Origin of the sequence: Nocardia sp. NPDC059154, from assembly GCF_042755705.1 — a bacterium.
Classification (GTDB): domain Bacteria; phylum Actinomycetota; class Actinomycetes; order Mycobacteriales; family Mycobacteriaceae; genus Nocardia.
Map to the genome: position 1 here is coordinate 77,595 of NZ_JBHZCS010000010.1, position 23,935 is coordinate 101,529.

The 23,935-nt window shown below is 67.4% G+C and carries 25 protein-coding genes; 4 read left to right on the plus strand and 21 right to left on the minus strand.

The window, feature by feature from the left end; all coding sequences use genetic code 11:
* Positions 1-337: 337 nt before the first annotated feature.
* Positions 338-814, minus strand: a complete 477-nt coding sequence (locus ACFXN1_RS11595; RefSeq protein WP_379436750.1) for a hypothetical protein — start codon at positions 812-814, stop codon at positions 338-340.
* Positions 815-1,000: 186 nt separating this feature from the next.
* On the opposite strand from ACFXN1_RS11595, the gene ACFXN1_RS11600 reads away from it, so the two are divergent.
* The 3 genes from ACFXN1_RS11600 to ACFXN1_RS11610 all read left to right on the plus strand — a co-directional run bounded on the left by ACFXN1_RS11600 (position 1,001) and on the right by ACFXN1_RS11610 (position 5,378).
* Positions 1,001-2,338, plus strand: coding sequence for a helix-turn-helix transcriptional regulator (locus ACFXN1_RS11600; protein ID WP_379436751.1), 1,338 nt, complete (start codon positions 1,001-1,003; stop codon positions 2,336-2,338).
* Entirely contained in the window at positions 2,335-3,228 is an 894-nt protein-coding gene (locus tag ACFXN1_RS11605; protein WP_379436753.1) for a phosphotransferase enzyme family protein, read from the plus strand. The genes ACFXN1_RS11600 and ACFXN1_RS11605 overlap by 4 nt, the downstream gene beginning before the upstream one ends.
* A gap of 740 nt (positions 3,229-3,968) precedes the next feature.
* Complete coding sequence (locus tag ACFXN1_RS11610) at positions 3,969-5,378, plus strand: lipase family protein (RefSeq protein ID WP_379436755.1); 1,410 nt, start codon at positions 3,969-3,971, stop codon at positions 5,376-5,378.
* Positions 5,379-5,772: 394 nt separating this feature from the next.
* Here ACFXN1_RS11610 and ACFXN1_RS11615 read toward each other — a convergent pair whose 3' ends face one another.
* The 4 genes from ACFXN1_RS11615 to ACFXN1_RS11630 all read right to left on the minus strand — a co-directional run bounded on the left by ACFXN1_RS11615 (position 5,773) and on the right by ACFXN1_RS11630 (position 9,015).
* Positions 5,773-6,225 (minus strand): MaoC family dehydratase, encoded by a 453-nt coding sequence (locus ACFXN1_RS11615; RefSeq protein WP_379436756.1) that lies wholly within the window; start codon positions 6,223-6,225, stop codon positions 5,773-5,775.
* A 144-nt stretch (positions 6,226-6,369) separates the two neighbouring features.
* Positions 6,370-6,810, minus strand: a complete 441-nt coding sequence (locus ACFXN1_RS11620; RefSeq protein WP_379436758.1) for an ester cyclase — start codon at positions 6,808-6,810, stop codon at positions 6,370-6,372.
* A gap of 137 nt (positions 6,811-6,947) precedes the next feature.
* Complete coding sequence (locus tag ACFXN1_RS11625) at positions 6,948-8,396, minus strand: CoA transferase (protein ID WP_379396195.1); 1,449 nt, start codon at positions 8,394-8,396, stop codon at positions 6,948-6,950.
* A complete protein-coding gene (locus tag ACFXN1_RS11630) occupies positions 8,389-9,015 on the minus strand; it encodes a TetR/AcrR family transcriptional regulator (RefSeq protein WP_379436759.1) in 627 nt (208 codons plus the stop codon). The genes ACFXN1_RS11625 and ACFXN1_RS11630 overlap by 8 nt, the downstream gene beginning before the upstream one ends.
* A gap of 174 nt (positions 9,016-9,189) precedes the next feature.
* Between ACFXN1_RS11630 and ACFXN1_RS11635 the strand changes: the two genes are divergently transcribed.
* Positions 9,190-9,615, plus strand: a complete 426-nt coding sequence (locus tag ACFXN1_RS11635; protein ID WP_379436761.1) for an SRPBCC family protein — start codon at positions 9,190-9,192, stop codon at positions 9,613-9,615.
* Positions 9,616-9,686: 71 nt separating this feature from the next.
* On the opposite strand, the gene ACFXN1_RS11640 is transcribed toward ACFXN1_RS11635, so the two are convergent.
* The 16 genes from ACFXN1_RS11640 to ACFXN1_RS11715 all read right to left on the minus strand — a co-directional run bounded on the left by ACFXN1_RS11640 (position 9,687) and on the right by ACFXN1_RS11715 (position 23,865).
* On the minus strand, positions 9,687-10,463 hold the full coding sequence (locus ACFXN1_RS11640; protein WP_379436762.1) for a DUF6390 family protein: 777 nt from the start codon (positions 10,461-10,463) through the stop codon (positions 9,687-9,689).
* Positions 10,464-10,482: 19 nt separating this feature from the next.
* Positions 10,483-11,553 (minus strand): hydrogenase expression/formation protein HypE, encoded by a 1,071-nt coding sequence (gene hypE, locus ACFXN1_RS11645; protein ID WP_379396203.1) that lies wholly within the window; start codon positions 11,551-11,553, stop codon positions 10,483-10,485.
* On the minus strand, positions 11,546-12,658 hold the full coding sequence (hypD, locus tag ACFXN1_RS11650) for a hydrogenase formation protein HypD (protein ID WP_379396205.1): 1,113 nt from the start codon (positions 12,656-12,658) through the stop codon (positions 11,546-11,548). The genes hypE and hypD overlap by 8 nt, the downstream gene beginning before the upstream one ends.
* Complete coding sequence (locus ACFXN1_RS11655; RefSeq protein ID WP_364618377.1) at positions 12,655-12,996, minus strand: HypC/HybG/HupF family hydrogenase formation chaperone; 342 nt, start codon at positions 12,994-12,996, stop codon at positions 12,655-12,657. The genes hypD and ACFXN1_RS11655 overlap by 4 nt, the downstream gene beginning before the upstream one ends.
* 16 nt (positions 12,997-13,012) lie before the next feature.
* The gene (gene hypF, locus ACFXN1_RS11660) at positions 13,013-15,337 is read right to left on the minus strand and encodes a carbamoyltransferase HypF (protein ID WP_379436764.1); all 2,325 of its coding nucleotides are present in this window, start codon (positions 15,335-15,337) and stop codon (positions 13,013-13,015) included.
* Positions 15,334-15,576 carry a HypC/HybG/HupF family hydrogenase formation chaperone gene (locus ACFXN1_RS11665; RefSeq protein ID WP_379396208.1) on the minus strand — a complete coding sequence of 81 codons (243 nt, stop codon included), beginning with the start codon at positions 15,574-15,576 and terminating at the stop codon, positions 15,334-15,336. Before ACFXN1_RS11665 ends, hypF begins: the two co-directional genes overlap by 4 nt.
* Positions 15,577-15,579: 3 nt before the next feature.
* On the minus strand, positions 15,580-16,035 hold the full coding sequence (locus tag ACFXN1_RS11670) for a hydrogenase maturation protease (RefSeq protein WP_379396473.1): 456 nt from the start codon (positions 16,033-16,035) through the stop codon (positions 15,580-15,582).
* A 24-nt stretch (positions 16,036-16,059) separates the two neighbouring features.
* Positions 16,060-16,179, minus strand: coding sequence for a DUF6893 family small protein (locus ACFXN1_RS11675; RefSeq protein ID WP_379388039.1), 120 nt, complete (start codon positions 16,177-16,179; stop codon positions 16,060-16,062).
* 15 nt (positions 16,180-16,194) lie between these two features.
* A complete protein-coding gene (locus ACFXN1_RS11680) occupies positions 16,195-17,520 on the minus strand; it encodes a hypothetical protein (protein WP_379436765.1) in 1,326 nt (441 codons plus the stop codon).
* Positions 17,520-18,164, minus strand: coding sequence for a DUF6084 family protein (locus tag ACFXN1_RS11685; protein WP_379436766.1), 645 nt, complete (start codon positions 18,162-18,164; stop codon positions 17,520-17,522). Before ACFXN1_RS11685 ends, ACFXN1_RS11680 begins: the two co-directional genes overlap by 1 nt.
* Positions 18,161-18,796, minus strand: a complete 636-nt coding sequence (locus ACFXN1_RS11690; RefSeq protein WP_379436768.1) for a DUF5947 family protein — start codon at positions 18,794-18,796, stop codon at positions 18,161-18,163. The genes ACFXN1_RS11685 and ACFXN1_RS11690 overlap by 4 nt, the downstream gene beginning before the upstream one ends.
* Entirely contained in the window at positions 18,793-19,710 is a 918-nt protein-coding gene (locus ACFXN1_RS11695; RefSeq protein ID WP_379436769.1) for a NifU family protein, read from the minus strand. Before ACFXN1_RS11695 ends, ACFXN1_RS11690 begins: the two co-directional genes overlap by 4 nt.
* Before the next feature lie 30 nt (positions 19,711-19,740).
* Positions 19,741-21,537, minus strand: coding sequence for a nickel-dependent hydrogenase large subunit (locus ACFXN1_RS11700; protein ID WP_379396218.1), 1,797 nt, complete (start codon positions 21,535-21,537; stop codon positions 19,741-19,743).
* Between the two features lie 13 nt (positions 21,538-21,550).
* Entirely contained in the window at positions 21,551-22,606 is a 1,056-nt protein-coding gene (locus tag ACFXN1_RS11705) for a hydrogenase expression protein HypE (RefSeq protein ID WP_379388030.1), read from the minus strand.
* A 129-nt stretch (positions 22,607-22,735) separates the two neighbouring features.
* Positions 22,736-23,533 carry a hydrogenase nickel incorporation protein HypB gene (gene hypB, locus ACFXN1_RS11710; RefSeq protein WP_379436770.1) on the minus strand — a complete coding sequence of 266 codons (798 nt, stop codon included), beginning with the start codon at positions 23,531-23,533 and terminating at the stop codon, positions 22,736-22,738.
* Positions 23,491-23,865, minus strand: a complete 375-nt coding sequence (locus ACFXN1_RS11715; protein ID WP_379396222.1) for a hydrogenase maturation nickel metallochaperone HypA — start codon at positions 23,863-23,865, stop codon at positions 23,491-23,493. Before ACFXN1_RS11715 ends, hypB begins: the two co-directional genes overlap by 43 nt.
* Between the last annotated feature and the right edge of the window lie 70 nt (positions 23,866-23,935).

A 23,935-nucleotide genomic window follows, 5' to 3' on the forward strand; every position in this document is an offset into this window, starting at 1 on the left:
GGTGGACTGGGACCCTTCCGCGGGGTTGCGGAAACCCCCGGCACGGCTGCGGTTAGCCGAGGGTTCATCGCGAAATGCATTGTGGAACAACTCCATCGGTGTTCTTGAATCGCTACGTCGATCAACCACCCCCCTTCGAGGTGCCTGAGCATCGGAATGGCTCCAGGTGTCGGTGTGGAGGTATCCCCGGAGTTCGGCGACGAGTTCGGTTGGCGTGAAGTTGAAGACGAACCGCACGACCGCGAGCACCGATCCCGCGATGACCACGACGGATGTCAGGGCGGCAGCCACGATCGCTGCGAACAACTCGGTCTGACGTATCGACCAGCCCTCCCCGTTATGCGCCGTCGGCACGTGCGGGTGGGAGGTCTCGAAGAGGCGACATCGTTCGCCGGGCGTAGGTCTCTTCGGGGTTCACGGTGATCACGTCGAGTTGCTGGACCAGCGTCCCGGGTACCTCCCCGCCCTCGAAGTGCTCAGGGCTAGGGACAATGACCGCTTCGGCATCCAAACGGGTTGCTTGCGCCTTCAGGCGAGCCAACGGGGGCCGCCCGAACTTCGGGTCATAGATCACCATGTCGGCGAAGTCGTACCCCAGACGTGTTGCGAGGTTGCGGATTTGGCTCTGATCCCACAGCTGCGCCACCCCGGACACGTCAGTCCGAAGGTAGCCCAGACACGTTGGCATGTAACGCATGTCTGCCCCTTCCAGCGGTAACTCGTGCTCGCCGACACCCTCGTTGAACTTGAGAAATTCCAGGTAGAACCCCGAACAGTCCTCGGACTCGTCCTCGGTGGCCTGAAGTTCCAACACACCCCCGGGGAACCTGAAGACCCTGCTACCTCGGTGCATCAGCGCTCCCTCATCGCTCGGGTATGAGCCGCGTGGTTCGCGGCGGCGTTCACAACGAGCAAACCGCGGCGTTTGCCAGGCAAGAAAGATGGCAAGTCGCTACGAAAGTCGACTTGCCATACCTGCGCGGTAGACCAGAATGAACCCATGACCAGGGGTGAGGGCGACTCGACGATCGAACCCGGTCGGCAACCGCCATCGGTTGCCGATGATCTGGCGCGCGAAATCAAACGCCTCCGAAGAGAGGCGGGCATCTCTCAGCGCATACTGGCATCCAAGATCGGCTACTCGCGCCAGTACGTCACCATGACCGAGTGGGAGGATTCCAATCTCCCTTCGCCTGAGCTTGTTGCTGCGATCGACAACGCTCTCGAGGCAAACGGAGCGCTTGTCACCCTTCGCGCCCAGGCGGATGGCGATCGGCGAGAGAGGCGGCGTGCTGGCGCGAGCTCGCTCGCCGACACGGATGTACCCGGCAAATCGCTCGCCGCCAACGTGTTCAGCCCTTTCAACCTGGAGTCCGTGCCCGCCTGCTACGCACCTGATTCCCGGTGCGCCGAAAGCGTCGCATGGTCCGATGTCGAGCGAGTGAAAGAAGCCACCCGCCACGCCGCAACCACGGAAAACCTTCATGGCGGCGGATCAGCCAATACCGCTGCCAGCGAACAGCTTTACTCGTTCGCACCGCTCGTGCGAGGAAGGACCGCACCCGAAACGCGCCGGGCATTATTCGAGGCCGTTGGCAACCTGAGCGGCGTCGCAGCCTTTGCCGCCTTCGATATCGGCGACTTCACCACCGCAGAGCAACACTCCCGATTCGCCCTCTGGTGCGCAGACTCTGCCGGATCGTGGGAACTGCGCGCGAGCACGCTCGCCGACATGGCCCGGATGACGGCCTACACCAGCGGCGTTGACAACGCTCTGTCATTGATCGAACTCGCCCAAGTTCGGTCTGACCGGCTTTCTGCCACCACCCGCGCCATGCTCAGCGCGCTACGCGCACAGTTCCTCGCCGCCCTCGGTCGCGCCGACGAGACGTTGAACGAGGTCGCGCGCTCAGACGATTACTTCGCCGACAGCATGCCCGGCGAAGATGCGCCCTGGATGTGCTATTACGACGAAGCCGAGCACTTGGGCAGCACCGGCAAGGCCCTCATACCGGTCGCGTTGGCCCGAAACCAAATGGATTTGGCCGCACCACGGATTGGCCAAGCCATCCGGCGACAAGACCAGAGCTACCCTCGGTCACGAACTTTCTCGCTGACGCGACTGGCTACGCTGACCATGCGTCTAGGCGACCCCCAGGAAGCAACCGCGCTCGGATTGCAAGCCGCGAGCCAAGCGAAAGAGCTTCATTCCCACCGCATTCGCGATGAATTGCAAGTGCTGACTCGTGCGTCGATCAAGCACCTCGGCATCCCCGAGGTGCATGGGCTGTACAGTGTGCTCACCGACAAGTGCGAGGCGTTCGAGGTGTCCTCGTGAACCAGCCTGGACCGCAGATCACCGCCGCCGAGGTGCTGTCCAGGGCGGCGAAACTCGGCAACGTCGATGCCCACGGCGCGGTCACCATCCGCGATGGCTCGCATGCGATCTTCGAGTTGCCCAACGGGATCGTGGCACGGATCGGCGAGCCGCACAGCTACAGGACGGCACAGCGGGAACTGTGTATCTCCCAGTGGCTCAACCGAAATGGCATCACGACAGTGCGCGCGGTGAACTCGATTCCACAGCCAACGGTGGTGGACGAACGGCCCGTAACCTGGTGGACACTGATCCCCGACCACAGGCCGTCCACACCCGAAGAGCTGGGCACGATGCTCCGCCAGTTGCACGCGTTGACGGCCCCGACCGAGTTCCCGCTGCCGAGCTACGCGCCATTCGATCGACTGCGAGAACGCATCGAGTCCGCAACCACGATCGAGGAAGCCGACCGCTCATGGCTTTTGGAGCAGTACGCGCGGCTGCGCCAGCGGTACGACGAACTCGACGACCCGTCGCCGCCTTGCGTCATACACGGCGACGCCTGGCAAGGAAATCTCGTGGTGCCGCCCTCCGGTGATCCCACAGTCTTGGACCTCGACAAAGTATCTGTTGGTTGGCGCGAGTGGGATCTCGTTCAACTGGCGGTCGACTACACCGACTTCCGACGGATCACCGCCGGCCAGTATCAGAGCTTTGTCGACGCCTACGGCGGCTACGACGTGACCCGGTGGCCGGGTTATCGGGTACTTGCCGATATCCAGGAGTTCCGATGGGTCGGTTTCGCGCTTGGTCGATCGGATACGAGGCAAGCAGCCGCAATAGAAGCCGAGCACCGCATCGCGTGCCTCCGTGGACTGGTGCCGAAGCCCTGGACCTGGCGAGCGCTCTGAGTCCCGGTGTGTCGTGCCACGAGCCTACGGGCAACCCAGCCGCCCCCATGTTGTGCTGGCTCGTTGTACGGGTGACTACCGTGTTCGATGTCGATGGTGCCACGCCGTATGAGCGGTGATTTCCGTTGTGGCGGTGGGGATTCGGACGGTTGGTAAATCCCTTACTGGACAATTCTCGGCGATTTCCTTGACCTTGATCCGAAACCACGGCGTGGTGTCGCGACCGATTCGATCGGTCCGGTACGTAGGCTGTGATGATGACCGGCAACGAACTGGGCGAGTTTCCGCGCGGAAGAGGCCGCCGTACTCACCGGGGTCAGATGCCGACTATCCACTACATCGTCTCTGATTCGACCACAGTGACCTACCGATGACATTTGTCGGGCTGTGGACCTGACCGAGGCGCGATCTACGGCAAATTCTTCGGAAATTTGGATCGAAGAATCGGCCTGGCGCTGGAGGCTGCCTCGGCGTCGGACTGCGTCTCGCTGTCCACTGCTGCCGGGCAACTTCTCGACGGCTGCGCGCGCCCCTGCCGGGGCTGACGCGGTGGGTGAAGTGCCGCACGATATCGCTGAGGATCCCCGGCTCGGCTGGGCTGTCGGAGCAGCCGATGGCCGTTGCCGTTGCCGTCGCCGAGCTGGCCGCCGAACTCGACCGGGTCGACGGAGGATGCGGACCGGCTTCCCTTGCGGGGGAGACATTTTCGGTGCGGTGACCGGCTGATCTGGCGCCGGGGAGTGGTTGCGGCTGCCAGTCATCCTTTTCGTCGGATTGCGGTATGCGTCCTCTACAGGTGTGTAGTCTCCCTGGCGGAGGGAGTGCAAATGATGAGTAAAGTCGCATCTTCTTGTGGCGCAGGGGGTTCAGCGGTCGGCCGCCGGCAACTGCGCTCGGTTCTGATCGCGGCAACGGCCGCACTGTGCCTTACCGGCACCCCGGCAGCGGTTGGCAATGCGGATCCGATCCCGATTCCGCAGAACGACCCGTTCTACACCCCGCCGTCGGGCTGGGAATCGACGGCGCCGGGCACCATCCTGAATTCGCGGCCGGTCGAGGTGGCCTCGATGCGGCCGGAGGCGGAGGACGCCGATGCCTGGCAGTTGCTGTATCGAACGACAGATAACGCGGGCCGGCCCATGACGACCGTGACGACGGTGCTGCGCCCGCGAACCAGGCAGGTCAAGGGCTTGATCACCTATCAGGTTGCCGAGGATGCCTCAGCCCCGCAGTGCGCTCCCTCGTACGCGCTCCGGCAGGGAGCGGTCCCGCTGGACCACAAGTACGACGCCTCCTTGGATTTCTTGCAGATCGACCAGATGTTGTCGTCCGGTCACGCGATTTCCGTACCCGACTGGGAGGGGTCGAACGGGGCGACGATCGTCCCGAAGCAGCCGGGTTACACCGCGCTCGACGGCGTGCGCGCGGCCGAGGCATTCACGCCGCTCGGCCTGTCCGGGACCGATACTCCGGTTGCTGCGGCGGGCTATTCCGGCGGGTCGTTGGCCAGCGGTTGGATCTCGCAGCTGCAGCCGACCTACGCTCCCGAAGTACGACTGGTCGGTGTTGCCCGGGGCGGTGGGGCGGGTGGGCCGTCAGAGCCTATCGGCCCTTATCTGCAGTCGCTCGACGGCGGTCCGTTCTCCGGTTTCCTGCTGTCGCTCCTGCCGGGCATGATGCGCGCCGATCCACGTCTGGCGGCAGCTTTCGACACGTATCTGACGCCTGCCGGGAAAGCGTTGATGGCCGCGGGTGACAACGAATGCTCGGTGCCGCTCGTGGAGAAGTATCCGTTCCTGCACATGGACGACTACCTGACGATCCCCTTCTCGCAAGTGTTCGAGCAGGTACAGGCGTTCTTCGACGAGACGGACTACGGCATCACGGCGCCGACCGTGCCGACATTCCTCTATCACGCCGTGAACGACGAGATCGTCCACATCGCATGGGTCGACCAGGCGGTGGCGAATTGGTGCGCATCGGGGGCGCCGATCACGTATACGCGGGACCAGATGAGCGAGCACCCCAGTCTCGCAGTCGCTGCGACTGCTGCGGCCCTGCGGTGGATCGATGACCGTCTGGCGGGGCAGCCCGCGCCGGACGACTGCTCGATACGCACGGTGCCGTCGATGGCGCTCGGCGGCGCGTAGCGCGCGACGCTCCCGCCGATCCGGGCTCGGCAGCGCGGCCTACCTTGTGAGAGGACCCGCAGTGATACCCTCCCCCGCCGACCTCATGCGCCGCAATCTCCTCGATGTCTTCAACGAGCCCGACCCGGCGCGGCGCGCCGCGGCCATCGCCGAAACCTATGCCGCGGAGGTGATCTGGCACGAGGCGGAACAAATCATGCACGGACGCAAGGAACTCGAACGCCGCGCCGAGGAGCTGCGCGCCGAGAACCCGGACTGGGTCTTCCGCCCGGCGGGCCCGGCCTCCCCCCGGTGGTCGTCGGTATGGACATCGCGCGCACCCAGGACGGCACCATCATCGAGCTGTACACCATCGTCACCGAAATCCACCCGCCGGCCTGACCGGGTCGGAGTGTTACGCCGGTTTCCGGAACACCAGGATCTTGCCGGTTGCCCGCTGCCTGACCTCGCCCTCCTGGTTGATCGTCAGGTACTCGGTGGTGACGATTCCGCGCGCGGGATCGGACCGGCCGACCTTCACCGCGGTGACGACCGACTCGACGTGCAGCACGTCGCCGGGTCGCGTCGGCGTCGGCCACGCCAGCTGCTGCTCGACACCGATGATGCCGTGCGCGATCGGCAGCCCACCATCGACGAGCAACCGCATGGTGATCGCGGCCGTATGCCATCCGCTGGCCGCCAGCCCGGCGAAAAACGTTCCCGCCGCCAGGGATTCACCGAGATGGAACGGCTGCGGATCGTACGACTCGGCGAAGGAGACGATCTCCGCCGCGGTCACGGTGTGGGACCCGCTCCGGAAGCGATCCCCTACCCGAATATCGTCCAGCCACAAGGCCTGTGCAGTCACGACTACTCCCGGCCGACCGGATCACGCCGCGCCGGCGGCGATCTCGGCCGGCTGAGCGCGGGCGGCGGCGACCAGTTCCTCATTCGTGTTCGCGGGCCCTGCCGGCATGGTGATCCCTCCCTCGATCCAGGGTTCAAGGACGTACTACGAGGCCTGCAGTTGCTTCAGCGCGGTCGCCCAGTTCTCGACGTGATAGCCCGTGGCGAGCTTTCCGTCTCGGACGGTGAACACGTCGATGGCCATGGTGCGGAAGGACTTACCGGTGGGCGCCGCACCCCAGAACTCGGCCACGGGCGTCCCCGTCGCCTCGCCGCGCACGATCATCATGTCGTCGACCACATGGATGTCGACGACCTCCCACGCCAGATCCGGGACGGTCTCCCCCATCCGCGTGAACACCTCACCCAGCTGGTCACGCGTCAGGAAATCCTGGTTGGTGTGGAACGACCGGTAGTCGTCGTTGCATGCCTCGGCCAGCAGTGCTGCGACGTCCTTCTCGGCCGGCCTGTTCAACGCGGCATACAGCGGCGCAGAGATCGTCCGCGCCTGCTCCACCGTCATCGTCGATTCGTCGCTCTTGGTCATGGAGACGCTCCTCGTCACAGGCATCATCTGATCCGGGCCATACCAGCGGCCGAAACGTCAGCGTGCCCGATCCGCGCCGCCCGAGGCATCACACATTCAGGTGATGGGCCGCAGCCGGTGCGGATCTTCGGAGCTACTCATCGATCGCGCCACTCGGGTCGGCTGGAGCCGCGCGGTACCAAGGGCGGGTCCGGCCAAGCGGGGTCGGTGTGGGAGAAGCGGACGGGCGGGGCGAGCATGTGGATGTCGCCGAGAGGGCTGGAGGCGTCGTAGGCGGCGGGTTCGCGAAGGGTGTGGTCGTCGTCGGTGCCGGCGAGTGCCGGGTCGACCAGCCCGAGGGTTTGGTACCACATGGCGGTGCGGGTGAGGTTGACGGTGACGTGCCAGGAGCCGCCTTCGATGGCTCGTTTGTTCAGGGCGCCGAGGGCGCCGATGGCTCCCATATAGCCGGTGATGAAATCGTTGATCATGCCGGTGACAGGGAGTTTCGGGTTCTCCGGGGTGCCTTCGAGGGTCATCAGGCCCGAGGCGGCGGAGCCGTTCATGTCGAAACCGCCGCGGGTGCGCCAGGGGCCGTCGGAGCCGTAGCAGGTGACCGAGACGACAATGATGCCCGGGTACCGGGCGGCCAGCTGCTCGGGGTCGAGGCCGAGGCTCTCGAGCTTGTCGCCGCGGTGATTGTTGACCACGATATGGGTGTCGGCCAGGAGCCCGTCGGCGCGTTCGCGACCGGCGTCCGTGGTGAGGTCGAGATAGGCGCTGCGAGAGCCGACATTGGCTTCGGCATAGATGAAGTCGTGCTCGTAATCGTTCGGGCGGGTGGCGCACAGCACGTCAGCTCCGTGCTCCGCCAGGGTGCGGCCCACGGTGGGACCGGCGATGGCGTGGGTGAACGACAGCACGCGGATGCCGTCCAAAGGTCTTGCAGCCGAACCGAAGTCGGATGTCGGTGCGTCGCCGATGCGGCGCAGTCCGATCACGGGCTGCTGCGCCAGCAGTGCGCCCTGCGGGTGAGCCAGCCATTCCCCGGGGGTGCGGGCGATGCACAGCGGGAGCCCCGCGGCATTCGCGGCGTCCTCGAGTTCGAAGGCATCGCGGGTCGCGAAGGCGGCCGCGACCTTCGCGTAATCGGGTGGGACGTCGAGGAATCGGCACCATTTCGCCGCCAGGTGCGGGTAGACGCCCGAGGCCATGACGGTGCGGCCGTCAGCTGTGCGATACGGCGTGAGCAGGAAGGGATTGTCTGCGACGAGCGGGAACGGCGGCAGTTCACCGGCGAGGGTGGGGTGCCAGAACGCATGCGGGGTGATGCCGTGCACGGCCTGCCGCAGGTCCAGATGCAGATCCTGGCCCGGGCCACCACGGCGGCGATGCAGGGCGACAGCGCCGACGGCGGCGGCCATGATCGGGATCCCGATGCACGCCCCGAGCCGGTGGCGGGCAGGCAGTATCGGATCCTGTCCGGCGAAACCGACACTGCCTCCGGCGTTTTCGGTGGAGAGACCGACGTCGGCCAGCAGGTCGTTCAGGGCGGCGACATGGTCGAGGCCGTGCGCGCCGCGGACAGGGATGTCTTGCTCAGTCATGGATATCGCCTTCCGGGGCGGACAGTCGCTCGATCAGAATTTCGACGGTTTCCCAACGTGCCGTGGCCGTTTCGGCACGCTGAGCCGACTGCTCGGTCAGGGTGTGCAGGTTCTCGCCCTCGACGACCGTCACTATCAGCCGGGTGAGATCCTCGATCGGCAGCACGGGAACGAGCCCTTTCGCCGCGAGCGCCTCGGTGAGCAGTTCGGCCATTGCGGCGCGACCGCGGACCTCGTGCTCGAGCAGCGCCCGCGCGAGTGCGGGCCGCCGAATCGCATGCAGCCCGAACTCCGCCGACACCAGCAACCACCGCCGCTCCGCCTCGTCCACCATCGACGGGAGTACGGCCCCGCTCAGCGTCGCGGCAGGGTCGCGGTCCGGCGGCAGCAACTGCCGCAGCCGCTCGAGCCGCGCATTCCACTCCCGATCGAACAACGCCAGGAACAGCTCGTCCTTGTCGGCGAAGTTCGAGTAGAACGCCCCCTTGGTCAGCCCACCCCGAGCGCAGATCTCCGGAATCGACGTCGCCCCGAAGCCCTGCTCCGCGAACAGCGCCAACGCCGCGTCCAGCAAAGCGGTCACGGTGATCGGCCTGCGCTTGGTCACTCCTTTGGGCATGACCGAAGCATAACCGATACCGATAGGTATCCGATACTGATCAGTATTGAATCGCTGCCCCACGTCGATCGGACTGGTCATCATCGGTGCGACCCGATACACCGGAATCAGCAGCACGCCAAGCTGTTCCGCACCGCGCCGAGCCCATACCAGCGGGACCGCTAGAGTTCGGGAATGCCGGAAAAGATTCTCCGTAACACCTTCACCGTCCCTGCCCCCATGGAAGCGGCCTACGAGCATCTGACCCGGCCCGAGAACTACATCGGCCTGTCGCCGCTCGTCGTGGCGGTCGAGGATGTCCAGGATGGCTCATACGTAGCCGTCGAACGGTTCCGGCTCCTCGGGCTGAAATACGACAACCGCATCCGGGTGTCGCTCGAGGGGACACCCGGCAAGGCGGTCTGGGGTGAGGTGAAGAGCCCCGGCGGCGTTCACATGGGCTACCGCTTCGAGTTCGCCGACGGCCCGGAAGGCACGCGTATCGAGGACGAGCTCCGGCTGCGCACCCCGCTCGGACTGATGGCCTTCGCATCCGGCCAGGCCCGCAAGGTCCAGCTGGCCCGCGCCACGATCCTGGCCGAGCGCCTCGGGCAGCTCTGATCAGGTCCCGGTTGCGCTGGCACTCATCGAATTTCGGCGGAAGCCGACGCGGGCGAGGTCCGGGTGGGAATTCACCCATCCGACCTCGAGCCCGCCGTTGCGGCGGAACGGCCGAGCGCCAGCCGCTCGTTGGTCACCCTGATCTGGCGCACGGTCGTGGTAGCGAGCGCGGCGGCTTGCGAGGGTGATATCCGCCCGCACAGGTGATCCCAGTGCACCGCGAGGATGTCGCCGACCTCGACGTCGGGCACGGCGGCGTACCCGTCGTGCCAGATGTCCAGGGTCCGGTCCTCGAGCCTGGACAGGCCCAGGCTCAGGCCATCCCAGCTCAACCGGCGGGACCGCACCAGCACCTGCGAATCGCTCCGATCGATCACTCGCGCCCAGGTGATCCGGCAGTCGTCGAGAATCCGCAGGGCCGGGCCTTCACCCGCCGCATCGAGCAGCCGGGACCAGGGGTAGACGCCGAGCACGTGGAAGCTGTGGTTGGGCGCGGCCTCCACGGCCAGGCGGGCGCTCAGGTGCGCCCAATACTGGCCCGCGACCGGCCCGATGCGCGCGAGCAGGGCCGCGCCGAACTCGGCCGGATCCAGCGCGGCACCGACTCCGCCACCGAGCCAATAGGATTCGACGAGCCGGGCGTCGAGTGGATCCTCGATCCCGGTCAGCGCGGACATCACGCACAGATACGGCCACGCCCCGGAGAACAGCGGTGCGGTCGCCCGCACGGCCGCGCTCGACCCGTCACGCAGCCCGGCAGAGTCGGGCGGTCCGCAGTAGCCGAGCGCGTTCGGCGCGTAGGCGTAGCGCGCGAACATCTCGGTCCCGTCGACGTGGACCGGGTCCATGGGCGAATTCCCTTCCGCCTCAGCAGATTCTGGGTAGCTGTTCTCCGGCCGGCAGATCCACCACCCGGGTACCGCCGAGGGCGGTCCTGGCCACCACCATGCCCGGATGCTCGGACACACAGACGCCGATCGCGGCGGCCCGCGTCCCGAGCGGATGGGCGTGCATGGCGGCCAGCACCCGATCCGCGTCCTCGGCCGCGACGAAGGCGACCAGCTTGCCCTCATTGGCGACGTACATCGGGTCGAGACCGAGCAGTCCACAGGCGTCGCGGATCTCGGGCGGGATCGGGATGTCGTTCTCCTCCAGTGCCACACCGACTTTCGCGGTATGGGCGATCTCGTTGAGCGATGCGGCCATACCGCCGCGCGTGGGGTCGCGCAGCACGTGCACGTCGGCGCCGGTGGCGAGCATGGCAGCCACCAGGCCGTGCAGCGGTGCGGTATCGCTGCACACCGTGGTGCCGAACTCCAGTCCCTCGCGACAGCTCAGCACCGCGACGCCGTGCAAGCCGATATCGCCGCTGACTATCACCACGTCCCCGACACTCGCGCGCTGGGGACGGATGTCCACGCCCTCGTCGATCACGCCGATACCCGTGGTGTTGATGTACACCCGGTCGCCGTGCCCGGCATCGACCACCTTGGTGTCACCGGTGACCAGGGTGACGCCCGCGCCGAGCGCAGCGGTACCCATCGCCCCGGCGATCTGCGCGATCTCGGCCAGCGGGGTGCCCTCTTCGAGAATGAACGCCGTCGACAGCGCCAGCGGTCGCGCACCGGCCATGGCCAGGTCGTTGACCGTGCCGTTGACCGCGAGCTCACCGATCGATCCGCCCGGGAACACCATCGGTTTGACCACGAAGGAGTCGGTGCTGAAGGCGAGCCTGGACTCCCCGACGGTGAGCACCGCCGAGTCCCCCATCCCGGCCTCGGCGGCCGCGCCGAAGGCGGGCAGGAACAGATGCTCGACCAGTTCCCCCGACATCGCGCCGCCGCCACCGTGGCCCATGACGATGGTGGGTGAATCCCGTAATGGCATGGGGCACACCCAGTTCGCCAGGTCGACGGGCGCCGAGATCTCCTCACGCATGTGCCACCTCCGCGGGCAGGTCCAGGCGCCGGTACAGGTAGTAGGCGGCGCACGCGCCCTCGGAGGAGACCATCGTGGCCCCGAGGGGGTTGCGGGGTGTGCACTGCTTGCCGAAGGCCGCGCACTCGTGCGGCTTGATCAGCCCCTGCAGCACTTCACCGGAACGGCAGATCGAGGACTCGGCGGTGTGCAGGTCGCCGACGGCGAACCGCTGTTCGGCGTCGAACTCGCGATACCGATCCGAGAGCCGCCACCCACTGCGCGGTATCACGCCGATCCCGCGCCAGGCGCGGTCGGTGACCTCGAAGACGTCTTCGAGCATCGCCTTCGCGACCGGGTTGCCCGCTTCGGCAACGGCTCGCGGGTAGGCGTTCTCCACCTCGTGCCGTCCGGATTCGAGCTGAATGACGGTGCGGCGGATGCCTTCGAGAATGTCGAGCGGCTCGAACCCGGTGACCACGACCGGAACCCGGTACTTGTCGGCGAGCGGCGGGTATTCGCGGGTACCCATCACCGTGCAGACATGTCCGGCGGCCAGGAACGCCTGCACCCGGCACGACGGTGATTCCATGATCGCGGCGATGGCGGGCGGCACCAGCACGTGCGAGACGAGCAGCGAGAAGTTCCGTATGCCAAGCCGTTTCGCCTGATAGACCGTCATCGCATTGGCGGGCGCGGTGGTCTCGAAGCCGATGCCGAAGAACACCACCTGCCGATCGGGGTTGGCCTGCGCCAGCTCGAGCGCGTCGAGCGGCGAGTACACCACCCGGACGTCCCCGCCTTCGCTCTTGACCCGGAACAGGTCCTTGGAGCTGCCCGGTACCCGCAGCATGTCGCCGAACGAGCAGAAGATCACGCCGGGCTGCGCGGCGATGTCGAGGGCCTTGTCGATCATGCCGAGCGGGGTCACACACACCGGGCAGCCGGGTCCGTGGATCATTTCGATCGTCTCGGGCAGCAGTTGGTCGATGCCGTGACGGATGATCGAATGCGTCTGCCCGCCACACACTTCCATGATCGCCCAGCGGCGCGTTGCGCTTTCCCGGATCCGCTCGAGGAGAACCCCGGCGAGCTGCGGGTTGCTGAATTCATCGAGGTACTTCACGACCCCACCTCCGGTTCATCCGACTCCTGCCCTGTCGACTCCTGCGCTGCTTCGGGATTCGCCAGGCCCGCCTGCGCGGCCGCGATCTCGAATCCGTTACCGAACTCCTCCTTCAGAACACCCAGATGCTCGAACTCGGCGAGTGTCCGCAGGGCGGATTCCTCGTCGAGCCGCTGAATGGCGAAACCGACGTGGACCACGACGTAGTCGCCGACCGCGGCGTCGGGGATGTATTGCAGGCATACGTCCTTCTGCACGCCGCCGAAGTCCACGATCGACATCAGGGTGCCATTGCGTTCCTGCAGGCTGAGAACCCTTCCCGGGACTGCCAGGCACATTTGCTGCTCCCTTCGCTCAACCCGCCTCGGCGGCGAGTAGTTGCCCGAATGCCAGGCCGCCGTCGTTGGGCGGCAACCGATGAGCGGTCAAGACTCGAAAACCGTTGTCCACCAACAGTCCACGCGCGGCCGACAGCAGCAGCGCGTTCTGGAACACGCCGCCGGTCAGGACGACCGGGGTGGCCGGGATGGCGTAGTCGGCCGCGAGGCCGAGGACCAGCCGCGCGACCGCGTCGTGGAAACGCGCCGCGATGATCCCCACCGGGACGCCCGCCCGCACATCGCCGATCACGGCGCCGATCACCGGGGCGGCGTCGAACACCGACGCACCGTCCCCGTCTCCGGCCCGATCCGGCCTCGCGAACCGGTAATGCCCGGACTCCGGGTCCACCCCGCGCGCATGCCATTCCAGTTCGATCGCGGCCTGCGCTTCGTAGTCGACCTCGAACCGGACCCCGGCCAATGCCGCGACGGCGTCGAACAGCCGGCCCATACTCGACGTCGGCGCGCTGCCCAATCCGGTGTCCAGCTGGTGGGCGAGCACGGCGCGCTCGGCGGGCGGGCATGCACGCACCGCGGGAAGATCCTCGGTCCATTCGATTCCGGCGGCCCGCAGGTGCGCCAGCGCCATACGGTAGGGGCGGCGCACGCTCACGTCGCCACCGGCCAGCGGTACGTAGCGCAGATGCGCCAGCCGCCGGTAGCCCTTGTATCCGGCCGCCAGCACCTCGCCGCCCCAGATCGCGCCGTCGGGCCCGAACCCGGTGCCGTCGAAGGCGATTCCGAGGACGGCGGCGGCCGGATCGAGGCCGTGTTCACCCATGACCGCCGCGATGTGCGCGTGATGGTGCTGCACGGTGCGCACCGGCCGCTCGCCCGCCTGCTCCCGGGCCCACGCGGTCGAGCGGTAGCGCGGGTGGGCGTCGGCGGCCAGCACGGCCGGTCGCACGCCGGTCAGTTCCTCGAGATGGCGTTCGGCGTCGGTGAAGGCGCGCAGCGTCGCCAGATCGTCCATATCGCCGATGTGCTGGCTGAGCCAGGCATAGCGCCCGTCGCCGACGGCACAGGTGTTCTTGAGATCCGCACCCACCGCGAGCGTGGGCTGGACCGGCAGCGGCAGGGCCAGGGGCAGCGGGGCGAAGCCGCGGGAACGACGCAACGGCAGTTCCATGCCGTCGACCACCCGCAGTACCGAATCGTCGCAGGGCACCACGATGGGACGGTCGTGCGCGAGCCAGGCGTCCGCCAGACCCGCCAGCCGGGTCCGGGCGTCGGCGTCGTCGTAGCAGATGGGTTCGCCACCGAGGTTCGCCGAGGTCATCACGAGCACCCGGGGGCCGGGCGGGTCACCGGGCAGGCCGAAGAGCAGCAGATGCAGCGGCGTGTAGGCGAGCATCACACCGAGATCGGGGTTACGCGGGGCGACCGACGGCGCGATGGCGAATTCCGGAGCGCGCCCGACGGTTTCGGTACCGACTGCGCGGTCCGCGCGTGGCAGCAGCACGATGGGCCGGGCGGGCCCGGTCAGCAGTCGGGCGGCCGTCTCGTCGATCTCGGCGATACGCCGTGCCGTATCCAGATCCGCCGTCATGACGGCGAACGGCTTGTCCCCGCGGCGTTTCCGCCGGCGCAGCTCGGCGACTGCCGTCTCGTTCCCGGCGTCGCAGGCCAGGTGGTACCCGCCGATGCCCTTGACGGCGAGAATTCCGCCGTCGCGCAACAACTCTCGCGCGGCGGCGACCGGATCACCGGCGCCCGGGCCGGTGTAGGACAACCGGGGACCACAGTCGGGGCAGGCGATGGGCTGCGCGTGGAAGCGCCGGTCGGCGGGATCGGCGTACTCGGCGGCGCACCGCGCGCACATCGGGAAGCCGGCCATGCTGGTGCGATCGCGGTCGTAGGGCAGGCTCGCGATGATGGTGAACCGGGGACCACAGTTGGTGCAGTTCACGAAGGGGTGCCGGTAGCGCCGGTTGCCCGGATCGCACAGATCGGCGACACACTCGGCGCAGATCGCCACATCGGGTGAGGCCAGTGTGCGTCCGGTCCCGTCCCGGCTGGTCGCGGCGATATGGAAGCCGGTGCCGCCGCGCACCGGAATCTCGAGGCACTCGACGGATTCGACGACCGCCAGCGGCGGTGCATCCGACCGCATCCGCCGCACGAACTCCGCCAGATCCGCGGTCGCGCCCTCGATTTCGATGATCACGCCGCAGCTGTCGTTGGACACCGATCCGGCCAGCGACAGTTCGGCGGCGGTGGTGTACACGAACGGCCGGAAGCCGACGCCCTGCACCACGCCGCGCACCACCACGCGGCGGCGGCCGCGCCCGGCGCTCATGGCGCGTCTCCCTGGCGCAGCAGCCGCAGCCCGTCCAGGGCCGCGGCCGCGCCGGCCGCATCGGTCTTCTCCACCGCCAGGCCCATGTGAATGATCACCCAGTCACCGGGCCGGACCGGATCCTGGTCCAGCAGGCCGACATTGACCTTCCGCCGCTCACCGGAAACGTCGACGAGCGCGATCTGGTCGTGATAGCCGTCGAGGATCTCCACGACCAGGCCGGGAATTCCGAGGCACACGGCTCACACCTCCTGCCGGGCGAGTAGTTCGGCCAGCACGTCGCCGACCGCGGCGACCGCGGCGGGCACGGCGGCGGCGACCACGTCGGTCAGTCCCATACGCTCGTCGACCGAGCACACCTGGCAGCCCACCACGACCGTCGGCGGCACCGCGCCGCCGAGTGCGCGCACGGTCTCGAAGACGGCCTCCGGGTGCATGGCGTGCCCGTCGAATCCGGCAGCGCCGCCGCCGGATTCGGCGCGGAAGACCTCCACGCGTCCCGGTTCGCCGCGATCGGGGATCGCGTCCACCAGCACCAGCGCGTCCCATCCGTCGAGCAGGTCGTAGGCCAGGTGCAGGCCCCGGATGCCGTAGTCGGTGACACACACGCCGGGGTCGTGGTCCGGCGGCAGCCGCCGGACCACCTCGGATCCGAATCCGTCGTCGCCGAGAAACATATTGCCGATCCCGGCGACCAGTACCCGTGTCGTGCGATCACCCGCTCACATGTGCCGTATCCGGAAGTACCTGCGGATATCGGGGATGGACACAAGGCCCACAGCGACCGCGAACAACGCGGCCAGGGCGACGATCACTATCGCGACCACTCCTACCGTTGCCATCTCCGGCCCTTCCTTTCACTCGGGCGAGTCGTCCAGCGGCTCGATCTCATCGGGGGCGAAGTACAGGTAGCGCCCGTACCATTCGTGCAATTCGGCCGCGGGGTCGTCCTCGGCGACCACACCGACGTGCACCCCGCCGTCCACGTCCTCGTGCACCGTGACCACCCTGGCGGTGCGGCCGGCATAGAACAGGTCCTGCGCGTCGGCGCGGCGCCCGGGATGCAACCGCACCCGGCTGCCCTTGCGCACCAGCACCCCGGCTACCGCCACCGCGTCGGTGTCGGGCGCAACGGCACTGTCGGCCATCGGATCCCACCAGTCGACGCCGTCGGCCAGCGTGGGCAGCACCCGTGGGGACGGGTCCTCCCGCAGCACGCCGTGCAGGGATCCCAGTCGCTCGGCGTCGAGCTTCTCGCAGCGATCGATGATCTCGGCGGCGAGCGGGTCGGTTGCGCGCGCCTCGCGCTTCTCGTCGTCGGTCATGGTCAGCACGCGCAGCGCCAGGATCTCGTCGATCTCGGTGGAGTCGAACAGCGGGCCCTGGCTCTGCGGAGCGATCTCGGGATGGTCGTAGAGGATGATCGGGGAGACCAGCAGCAGCTCGTCCTGGCCGGGCGGGCCCGCCAGCACCGGGAAACAGCGGTGGTGGCAACACCTTTGGACAGCATCCTCGGCGTCGGCAGGCGGATCGGTGAGCGAATGGAACCGCCCGCCGTCGAGTTCGACGATCAGGTGCGCGCCCAGCAGCGAGCGGGCCAGCGCGTCATCGGGGTCGGTGGCCGCCGCGCCGGTGTTGCGCAGGACGATACCCACTCGGCGGTAGCCGCCGACGTCGTCCACCGACAGTTCGAGCTCGCCGCGGAGCGGTTCCCGGGTGCGCAGCAACGAGCCGACCACGCCGCCGGTGTCGTCACTGATCGCCGCACTCTCCTCGGCGCCGGGGACCGTGAACGGAAAAACGCTGTGCGCCAGCGGTATCGGGCCGATGTCGTGCTCGTATTCGACCGCCTCGTCCCAGCTCAGCCAGGACCGACCGGCGGCATGGAGTTCCGCGACGGCGGTGCCGTCCGAGCTCCGGACCGTGCGCCGCTGCCGGTGCAGGAACCGCACCGCGACACTGATCCGCGCCGGCTCACCGGCCGTGACCGGGAACTGCGTCGCGAGCTCGGAATCCTCGCCCAGCCCGTCCGCGGCCGCCCGCTCCGGTCCGAGCACGCCGAACTGCCAGCGGCACACGTTCTTCCGGGCGCTCGCCCGGTACGGGTACAGCAGGTACCCCTCGTAGAGCACCGCGTCGGCCACCGCGCGCGCCGCCGCCCGTGCCGCGACATCGGCGCTCATCACGCACCCCCCGCGGCGAGCAACTCGCGCACCGCCTGGTCGTAGCCGAGCAGGCCACGACCGGATTTGAAGGCGGACAGCTCATCCAGTGTCTCGCGCGACAACCGCACCCAGCCCGTGTCCGGGAAATGCGCGGCCATCAGATCCCGCCACACCGACACCGGCATGTTGAAGCGGTCATCGCGGTCCCACGGCACCTGCTGCACCGCGAAACCGGTTTCGCCCCTGATGAACACGGTGCCACTGAACAGGAACGACAGCGGGACCGTGCCGTCGCGCAGCGCGTGCAGGTACTTCGAACCCGCGACCTCGAGGTCGTAGGTGCACAGCATCGGCAGATCCACCTCGGTGCCACCGCTGGCGAAGCCGGGAACCATTGTCGCGCAATGCATCCACAGGAAGGAGCGTTGGGTGTCGGCCCAGCGCTCCCGGGGACCGAACAGATCGGTCAGGCCCGCACCCTCCTCGTCGGTGTAGGAGCGGCGGTTCGGGTCGATACGCACCTGTGCGCGCAGGGCGATGGCGTGCACGGGCTCCTCGGACAGCGCGGCGATGCCGATCCGCGCCGACAGGGTCGGCGTCACGGCATACGGTTCGGGCCGGATGCCCAGGACCGCGAAGGTGATCGAGTACGCCGGGCTCACGGTGTGCCTCCGACGACGCGGGCCCGGGCGGTCATGGCGGCGAGGAATTCCTCGATGTAGTGGCGGGCTTCCTGCCCGCCGTCGAATCCGCGCCACAGCAACCGCATGTGCCCGACGAATTCGTAGCAGGCGTCGATCGGCAGCAGCAGGCAGGTCGGGGTGCCGCCGCGCTCGGGCAGGTGGATCAGCACGGCCTCGACATCGTCGTCGGCCTGTGCGAGCTCGGGATGCCGGTCCAGGATCGCGCTCCACTGGTCCAGCGGCAGTTCGGATTCGGTGGCGCCGGCCGGGCCGGGATAGAAGGCGACCGTGCGGCCGAGCGTGGAGTTGCGGAAGAAGAAGGCCAGGCCGACCGGAATCTGCAGGGCGTCCCACTCCCCCGGGCCGATACTGATCCCGGGGAAGGCGAGGCAGCGATCCGGGACCGCGCGATACCGCAGGTTCGCGGTGCGGTCGGTGAACAGCAGATAGCAGGCCCGGCAGACGCACATGAGTTGTCTGCCTTCGATATTCACGACGTGGCTGTGCGTCTCGGCGATGGTTTCACCGCACATCTCACACCGCTCCCCCGCCGGCGCCGGAGCGGGCCGGGACGTCGCGAGCCTGCGCAGCACGCCGAAGGCGGGATTCATCCGGCCGCCTCCATCGGCACCGCCACCTGCGGTGTGCCCGAACGGATCAGGACCGGGAGCGGTTCCAGATGACCGTCGCCGTCCAGGCGTGCGCCCGCGTGCACGACGTCGAAGTGGGCCCGGCAGACCGGGCAGCGCAGCACGGCCGCGCCGGCCCCGAACCCGGCCCGGCGATGCAGCGCCGCTCCCGCCATCGAATTCCCGCACGACGGACAGTGATCGCGGTAGACGAACAGCTCGTCGCCGACCCGGCAGGCCACGACGGCCGCGCCGGCCAGCGCGAAACCACCCACCTCACCCGTGCCGAGCTGTGCCAGCTCGGGCGCCCCGATCCAGGTTCCGCCGTGCTCGCCGTTGGCGTGGACGCGGGCCAGCAGCGACTCCGCCGGGATCACGCCGGTATTCGAATCCGGTTCGGACGCAACTACTTCGATGGTCTCGATCTCCGGCGCGGCGGCGCGCACCGCGTCCTCCACCGCCAGCTCCAGGGTCACCCCGGAGGACGGGCAACTGCGGCAGCTGCCGGTGAAGGCCAGCCGCAGCACGCCGTCGGTCACCGCCACCACCGTCACGTCGCCACCGTGCGAGCCCAGGTACGGGCGCACCCCGTCCAGCGCCGTGCGCACGCGGGTGAGCGTGTCGTGCGGGTGCAGTCCGTGTACCAGCAGCAGGCTGGCGATCAGGTCGTCGGCCACCAGCCGTTCGACGGTCTCGGGATCGAGCAGCCGGATGGTCCGCTCGAATCCCGCACCGTACAGGCCGACGACCTCACCGACCAGTTCCTCGGCGCGCTCCCGCGCCACGGGCCCGGCGGCGGAAATCGCACCCAGCAGGGTGTCGATCCGCTCGCCGGCCTCGCGCCAGCGATCGGTGTCCGCGGCCTGAGCGCGGTGGTCCTCGGATCGGTCGTTCACCGCGCTCGCCTCCCGGTACCGGCTCGACCGCTACTCAGCGGTCAGCGCCTGGGTGGGTGAGTGGAGCAGGTCCAAGGACTTGCCACCACCCAGGTACATGTGCACACCGCAGGGCAGGCAGGGATCGAAACTGCGGACGGTGCGCATGATGTCGATGCCCTTGAAGTGCTCCCGATCGTTCTCCTCGAAGATCGGCTGTCCCTGCACCGCGTCCTCGTACGGTCCCGGGGTTCCGAAACTGTCGCGCGGGCTGGCGTTCCAGGGTGTGGGCGGATACGGATGGTAGTTGGCGATCTTGCCGTCCCGGATCACCATGTGGTGCGACAGCACACCGCGCACGGCCTCGGTGAAACCGCAGCCGATGCTCTCGTCCGGCACCTCGAAATGCTCCCAGGTCTTGGTCCGCCCGGCCCGGATCTCTTCGAGCGCCTTCTCCGCGAAGTGCAGCGCGCACGCCGCGGCGTAGGCCTGGAAGTAGGTGCGGGCGCGGTTGCGCTCGATGGTGTTGCTGCCGAAAGCCGGTATCGTCCACTCCAATTCGACCGGACCCTTGAGCGCCGTCTTGGGCAGATTGATCTGCACGCTGTGGCCGGTGGACTTGACATAGCCGATGTCGACCATCCCCGCCAGGGCGGTGGACCACAGTCGCGCTAGCGGTCCGCCACCGGTGTCGAGCGCGAGATGTTCCTTGCCGTCGAACCAGCGTGGCGACATCACCCAGCTGTACTTGTCCTCCAGGTCACGCTTCTGCGGGCTGGGGTTGGTGTGCTGATTCCAGGGGTGGCGGCGGTCCACCGGATTGCCCAGCGGATCGTTCTTGACGAACATCTCCTGGTCGGTCCAGTCCTCGTAATACGAACTGCCCAAGAGGATTCGGATACCGAGATTGATGTCCAGCAGTGAGTGGGTGATCAGCTTCCCGTCCACTATGACGCCGGGGGTCACGAACATCGCGTTGCCCCAGTTCTCCATGTCCTTGTAGTTGAAGTTGCACACCTCGGGATCCTGGAACGAGCCCCAGCAGCCCAGCAGCGTGCGCCGCAGGCCGACCCGGTTGTATCCGGGCAGCGCCGCGTAGAAGAAGTCGAACAGGTCGTCGTGCATGGGGACGACCTTCTTCATGAACTCGACGTAGCGCATGAGCCGGGTCATGTAGTCGGTCATCAACTGGATGGTGGCGACCGTGCCGACCCCGCCGGGGTACAGCGTCGACGGGTGCACGTGGCGGCCCTCCATGAGGCAGAACATCTCTCGCGTGTAGCGGCTGACCTGCAGCGCCTCGCGATAGAACTCGCCGGTGAAGGGGTTGAGCGCCCGCATGATGTCGGCGACGGTGCGGTAGCCGTGCGCCTGCGCGTGCGGCGCCTCGGTCTTCTCGGCCAGGGCCAGCACGCCCGGGTTGGTCTCGGACACCATCTTCTCGCAGAAGTCCACGCCGACCAGGTTCTCCTGGAAGATGTTGTGGTCGAACATGTACTCGGCGGCCTCACCCATATTGACGATCCACTCACCCAGATTCGGCGGCTTCACCCCGTAGGCCATGTTCTGGCAGTAGCACGAACAGGTGGCGTGGTTGTCGCCGCAGATGCCGCAGATGCGGCTGGTGATGAAGTGCGCGTCACGAGGATCCTTGCCGCGCATGAAGATCGAGTAACCGCGGAAGATCGAGGAGGTGCTGTGGCACTCGACCACCTCCCGATTCTCGAAATCGATCTTGGTGTAGATGCCCAGGCTCCCGACGATGCGGGTGATCGGATCCCAGGCCATCTCGACGAGGGCATCCGGTTGGATCGTGCGGTGCGAGGGCTCGGGAATGATCTCGGTCATCGGATTGCCTTCCCTACCAGGTCCGGACCGCGCCGGAATCCAGTTTGTCTCCCTTGTGCCGCCAGCTCGGCTCCTTGTCCACGGTGCGGCCGGTGATGTGCCGCAGACTGCGAATCACCGAGCCGTACAAACCCGACGCGGTGGAGGACAACTTGCCGCCCGGCGGCTCGTCCATGAAGGGCATGAACTTGTCCGGGAATCCGGGCATGGTGCAACCGATACAGATACCACCGACATTCGGGCAACCGCCGACGCCGTTTATCCAACCGCGTTTGGGCACATTGCATTTCACGACCGGGCCCCAGCACCCCAATTTCACGATGCATTTCGGCGAGCCGTATTCGGTGGCGAAATCCCCTTGCTCGTAATAGCCCGCGCGATCGCACCCCTCGTGCACCGTCGCACCGAAAAGCCATTTGGGGCGCAATGCCTCGTCGAGCGGGATCATCGGGGCCTGACCGGTGGCCATGTAGAGCAGGTAGGTCAGGGTCTCGGAGAGATTGTCGGGCTGGATCGGGCAACCCGGCACGCACACGATGGGTATGCCGGCCTTGCTCTTCCACTCCCAGCCCAGGTAGTCGGGGACGCCCATGGCGCCGGTCGGATTGCCGGCCATGGCGTGGATGCCGCCGTAGGTCGCGCAGGTACCGGCCGCGACCACCGCGGTCGCCTTCGGGGCCAGCCGATCGACCCATTCGCTGGTGGTCATGGGCTGGTTGGTCTCGGGATTGTTGCCGAACCCGCACCAGTAGCCCTCGACGTGCAAACGCTCGTTCGGGATCGACCCCTCGACGACCAGGACGAAGGGTTCGAGCTCGCCACGATCGGCCTTGAAGAACCACTCGAGGAAGTCGTCGGCTCCCCCGGTCGGGCCACATTCGTAATCGATGAGTGGCCAATGAACGGCGATCTTGGGCAGACCAGGCAGGGATCCGAGAGCTATCTCCTCGACACTGGGCTGGGTGGCGGCAGTCAGGGCCACCGAGTCGCCATCACAACTGAGTCCCGCGTTGATCCAGAGAACGTGGATCAGCGTCTGCTCCGCATTGACTGCTTCTTTAGTCGGCATGAAAAGGTGCCACCCTTCGAAGCGAAATGCCAGGCGGTCGGGCGTCGCCGTTTTCTCGAAAACGACCGGCCGGGATGTGAGCCTGATCACGTAAGTTTAGGCGCGGCCCGAGACCGCCTCAAGGGTCCGCTAAGCAGGCACGCGCTGCGCGGACAGCCACTCGTACCACTGCGCCAGACCCGCCCCGGTGGACGCCGAGATCTCCAGGATCCGGACCCCGGGATTCACCGATCGCGCGAGCTCACCGAAGCGGTCCGGGTCGAAGTCGACGTAGGGCAACAGGTCGATCTTGTTGATCAGCACCAGGGTCGCCACCGAGAACATGTGCGGGTACTTCAGCGGCTTGTCGGTGCCCTCGGTCACCGAGATCACCACGACCTTGCCGCTCTCGCCCAGATCGAACAGCGCCGGGCACACCAGGTTTCCGACGTTCTCGATGAACAGCAGGCTGCCGGACTCCGGCGCGAGCAGGTCGAGGGCGCGGCGGGTCATGGCCGCGTCCAGGTGACAGCCGGCACCGGTATTGATCTGTGCCACCTTGCATCCCGTGGCCATGATCCGCTCGGCGTCGAGCAGGGTCTCCTGATCCCCCTCGATGACGGCGATCGGTGCTCCACCGAGTTCACGGATGGTGCGGACCAGCAGCGTGGTCTTTCCCGCACCCGGCGAACTCGTCATATTGAGCGCGAGGATGTCGCGTTCGGCGAGCCAGGCCCGGTTCTCCTGTGCCAGCCGGTCGTTCTTGGCCAGGACCTGCTGTTCCAGCGTCACGGTCTCGGTGATGGGCAGGTGCACGTGGTCACCGCCGTGTTCGTGGCCGGCATGGTCGTGCCCCGGGTGCCCATGGTCGTGATGGGCGTGGTCGTGCGGGTGCGGGACGGTGATCAGTCCGCCCGTCTCGCCACCGCATCCGCAGGTAGCACACATGGGTCGCTCACCTCCATGGATCGGATTCGCAGCTCCCGCCCGGCGGTCACCTCGACATCCGCACTGCCGCAGGGGCACAGCAGCACAGGATCGGGCAGGACGAAGTCCCGGCCGCAGGCCCGGCACCGGGCCATGCCGGGAATGAGATGGATGTCCAGACGTGCGCCCGCCGCGACGGTTCCCTCGGCGGCCAGATCGAAGCAGAATCGCAGAGCGTCGGGGACGACAGCACAGAGTGCGCCGATCTCGAGGGTCACGCTATGGACGGTGCGGCCGGCCGCGTGTTCGCCGACGGCATCGATGACACTCTGGGTAATCGCCATCTCGTGCACAACGACTCGTCTCGTCGAGAAGAACCCCTACCGAGAAGGACCCCTATCAAGCTACTCCCGAGCCGTTCCC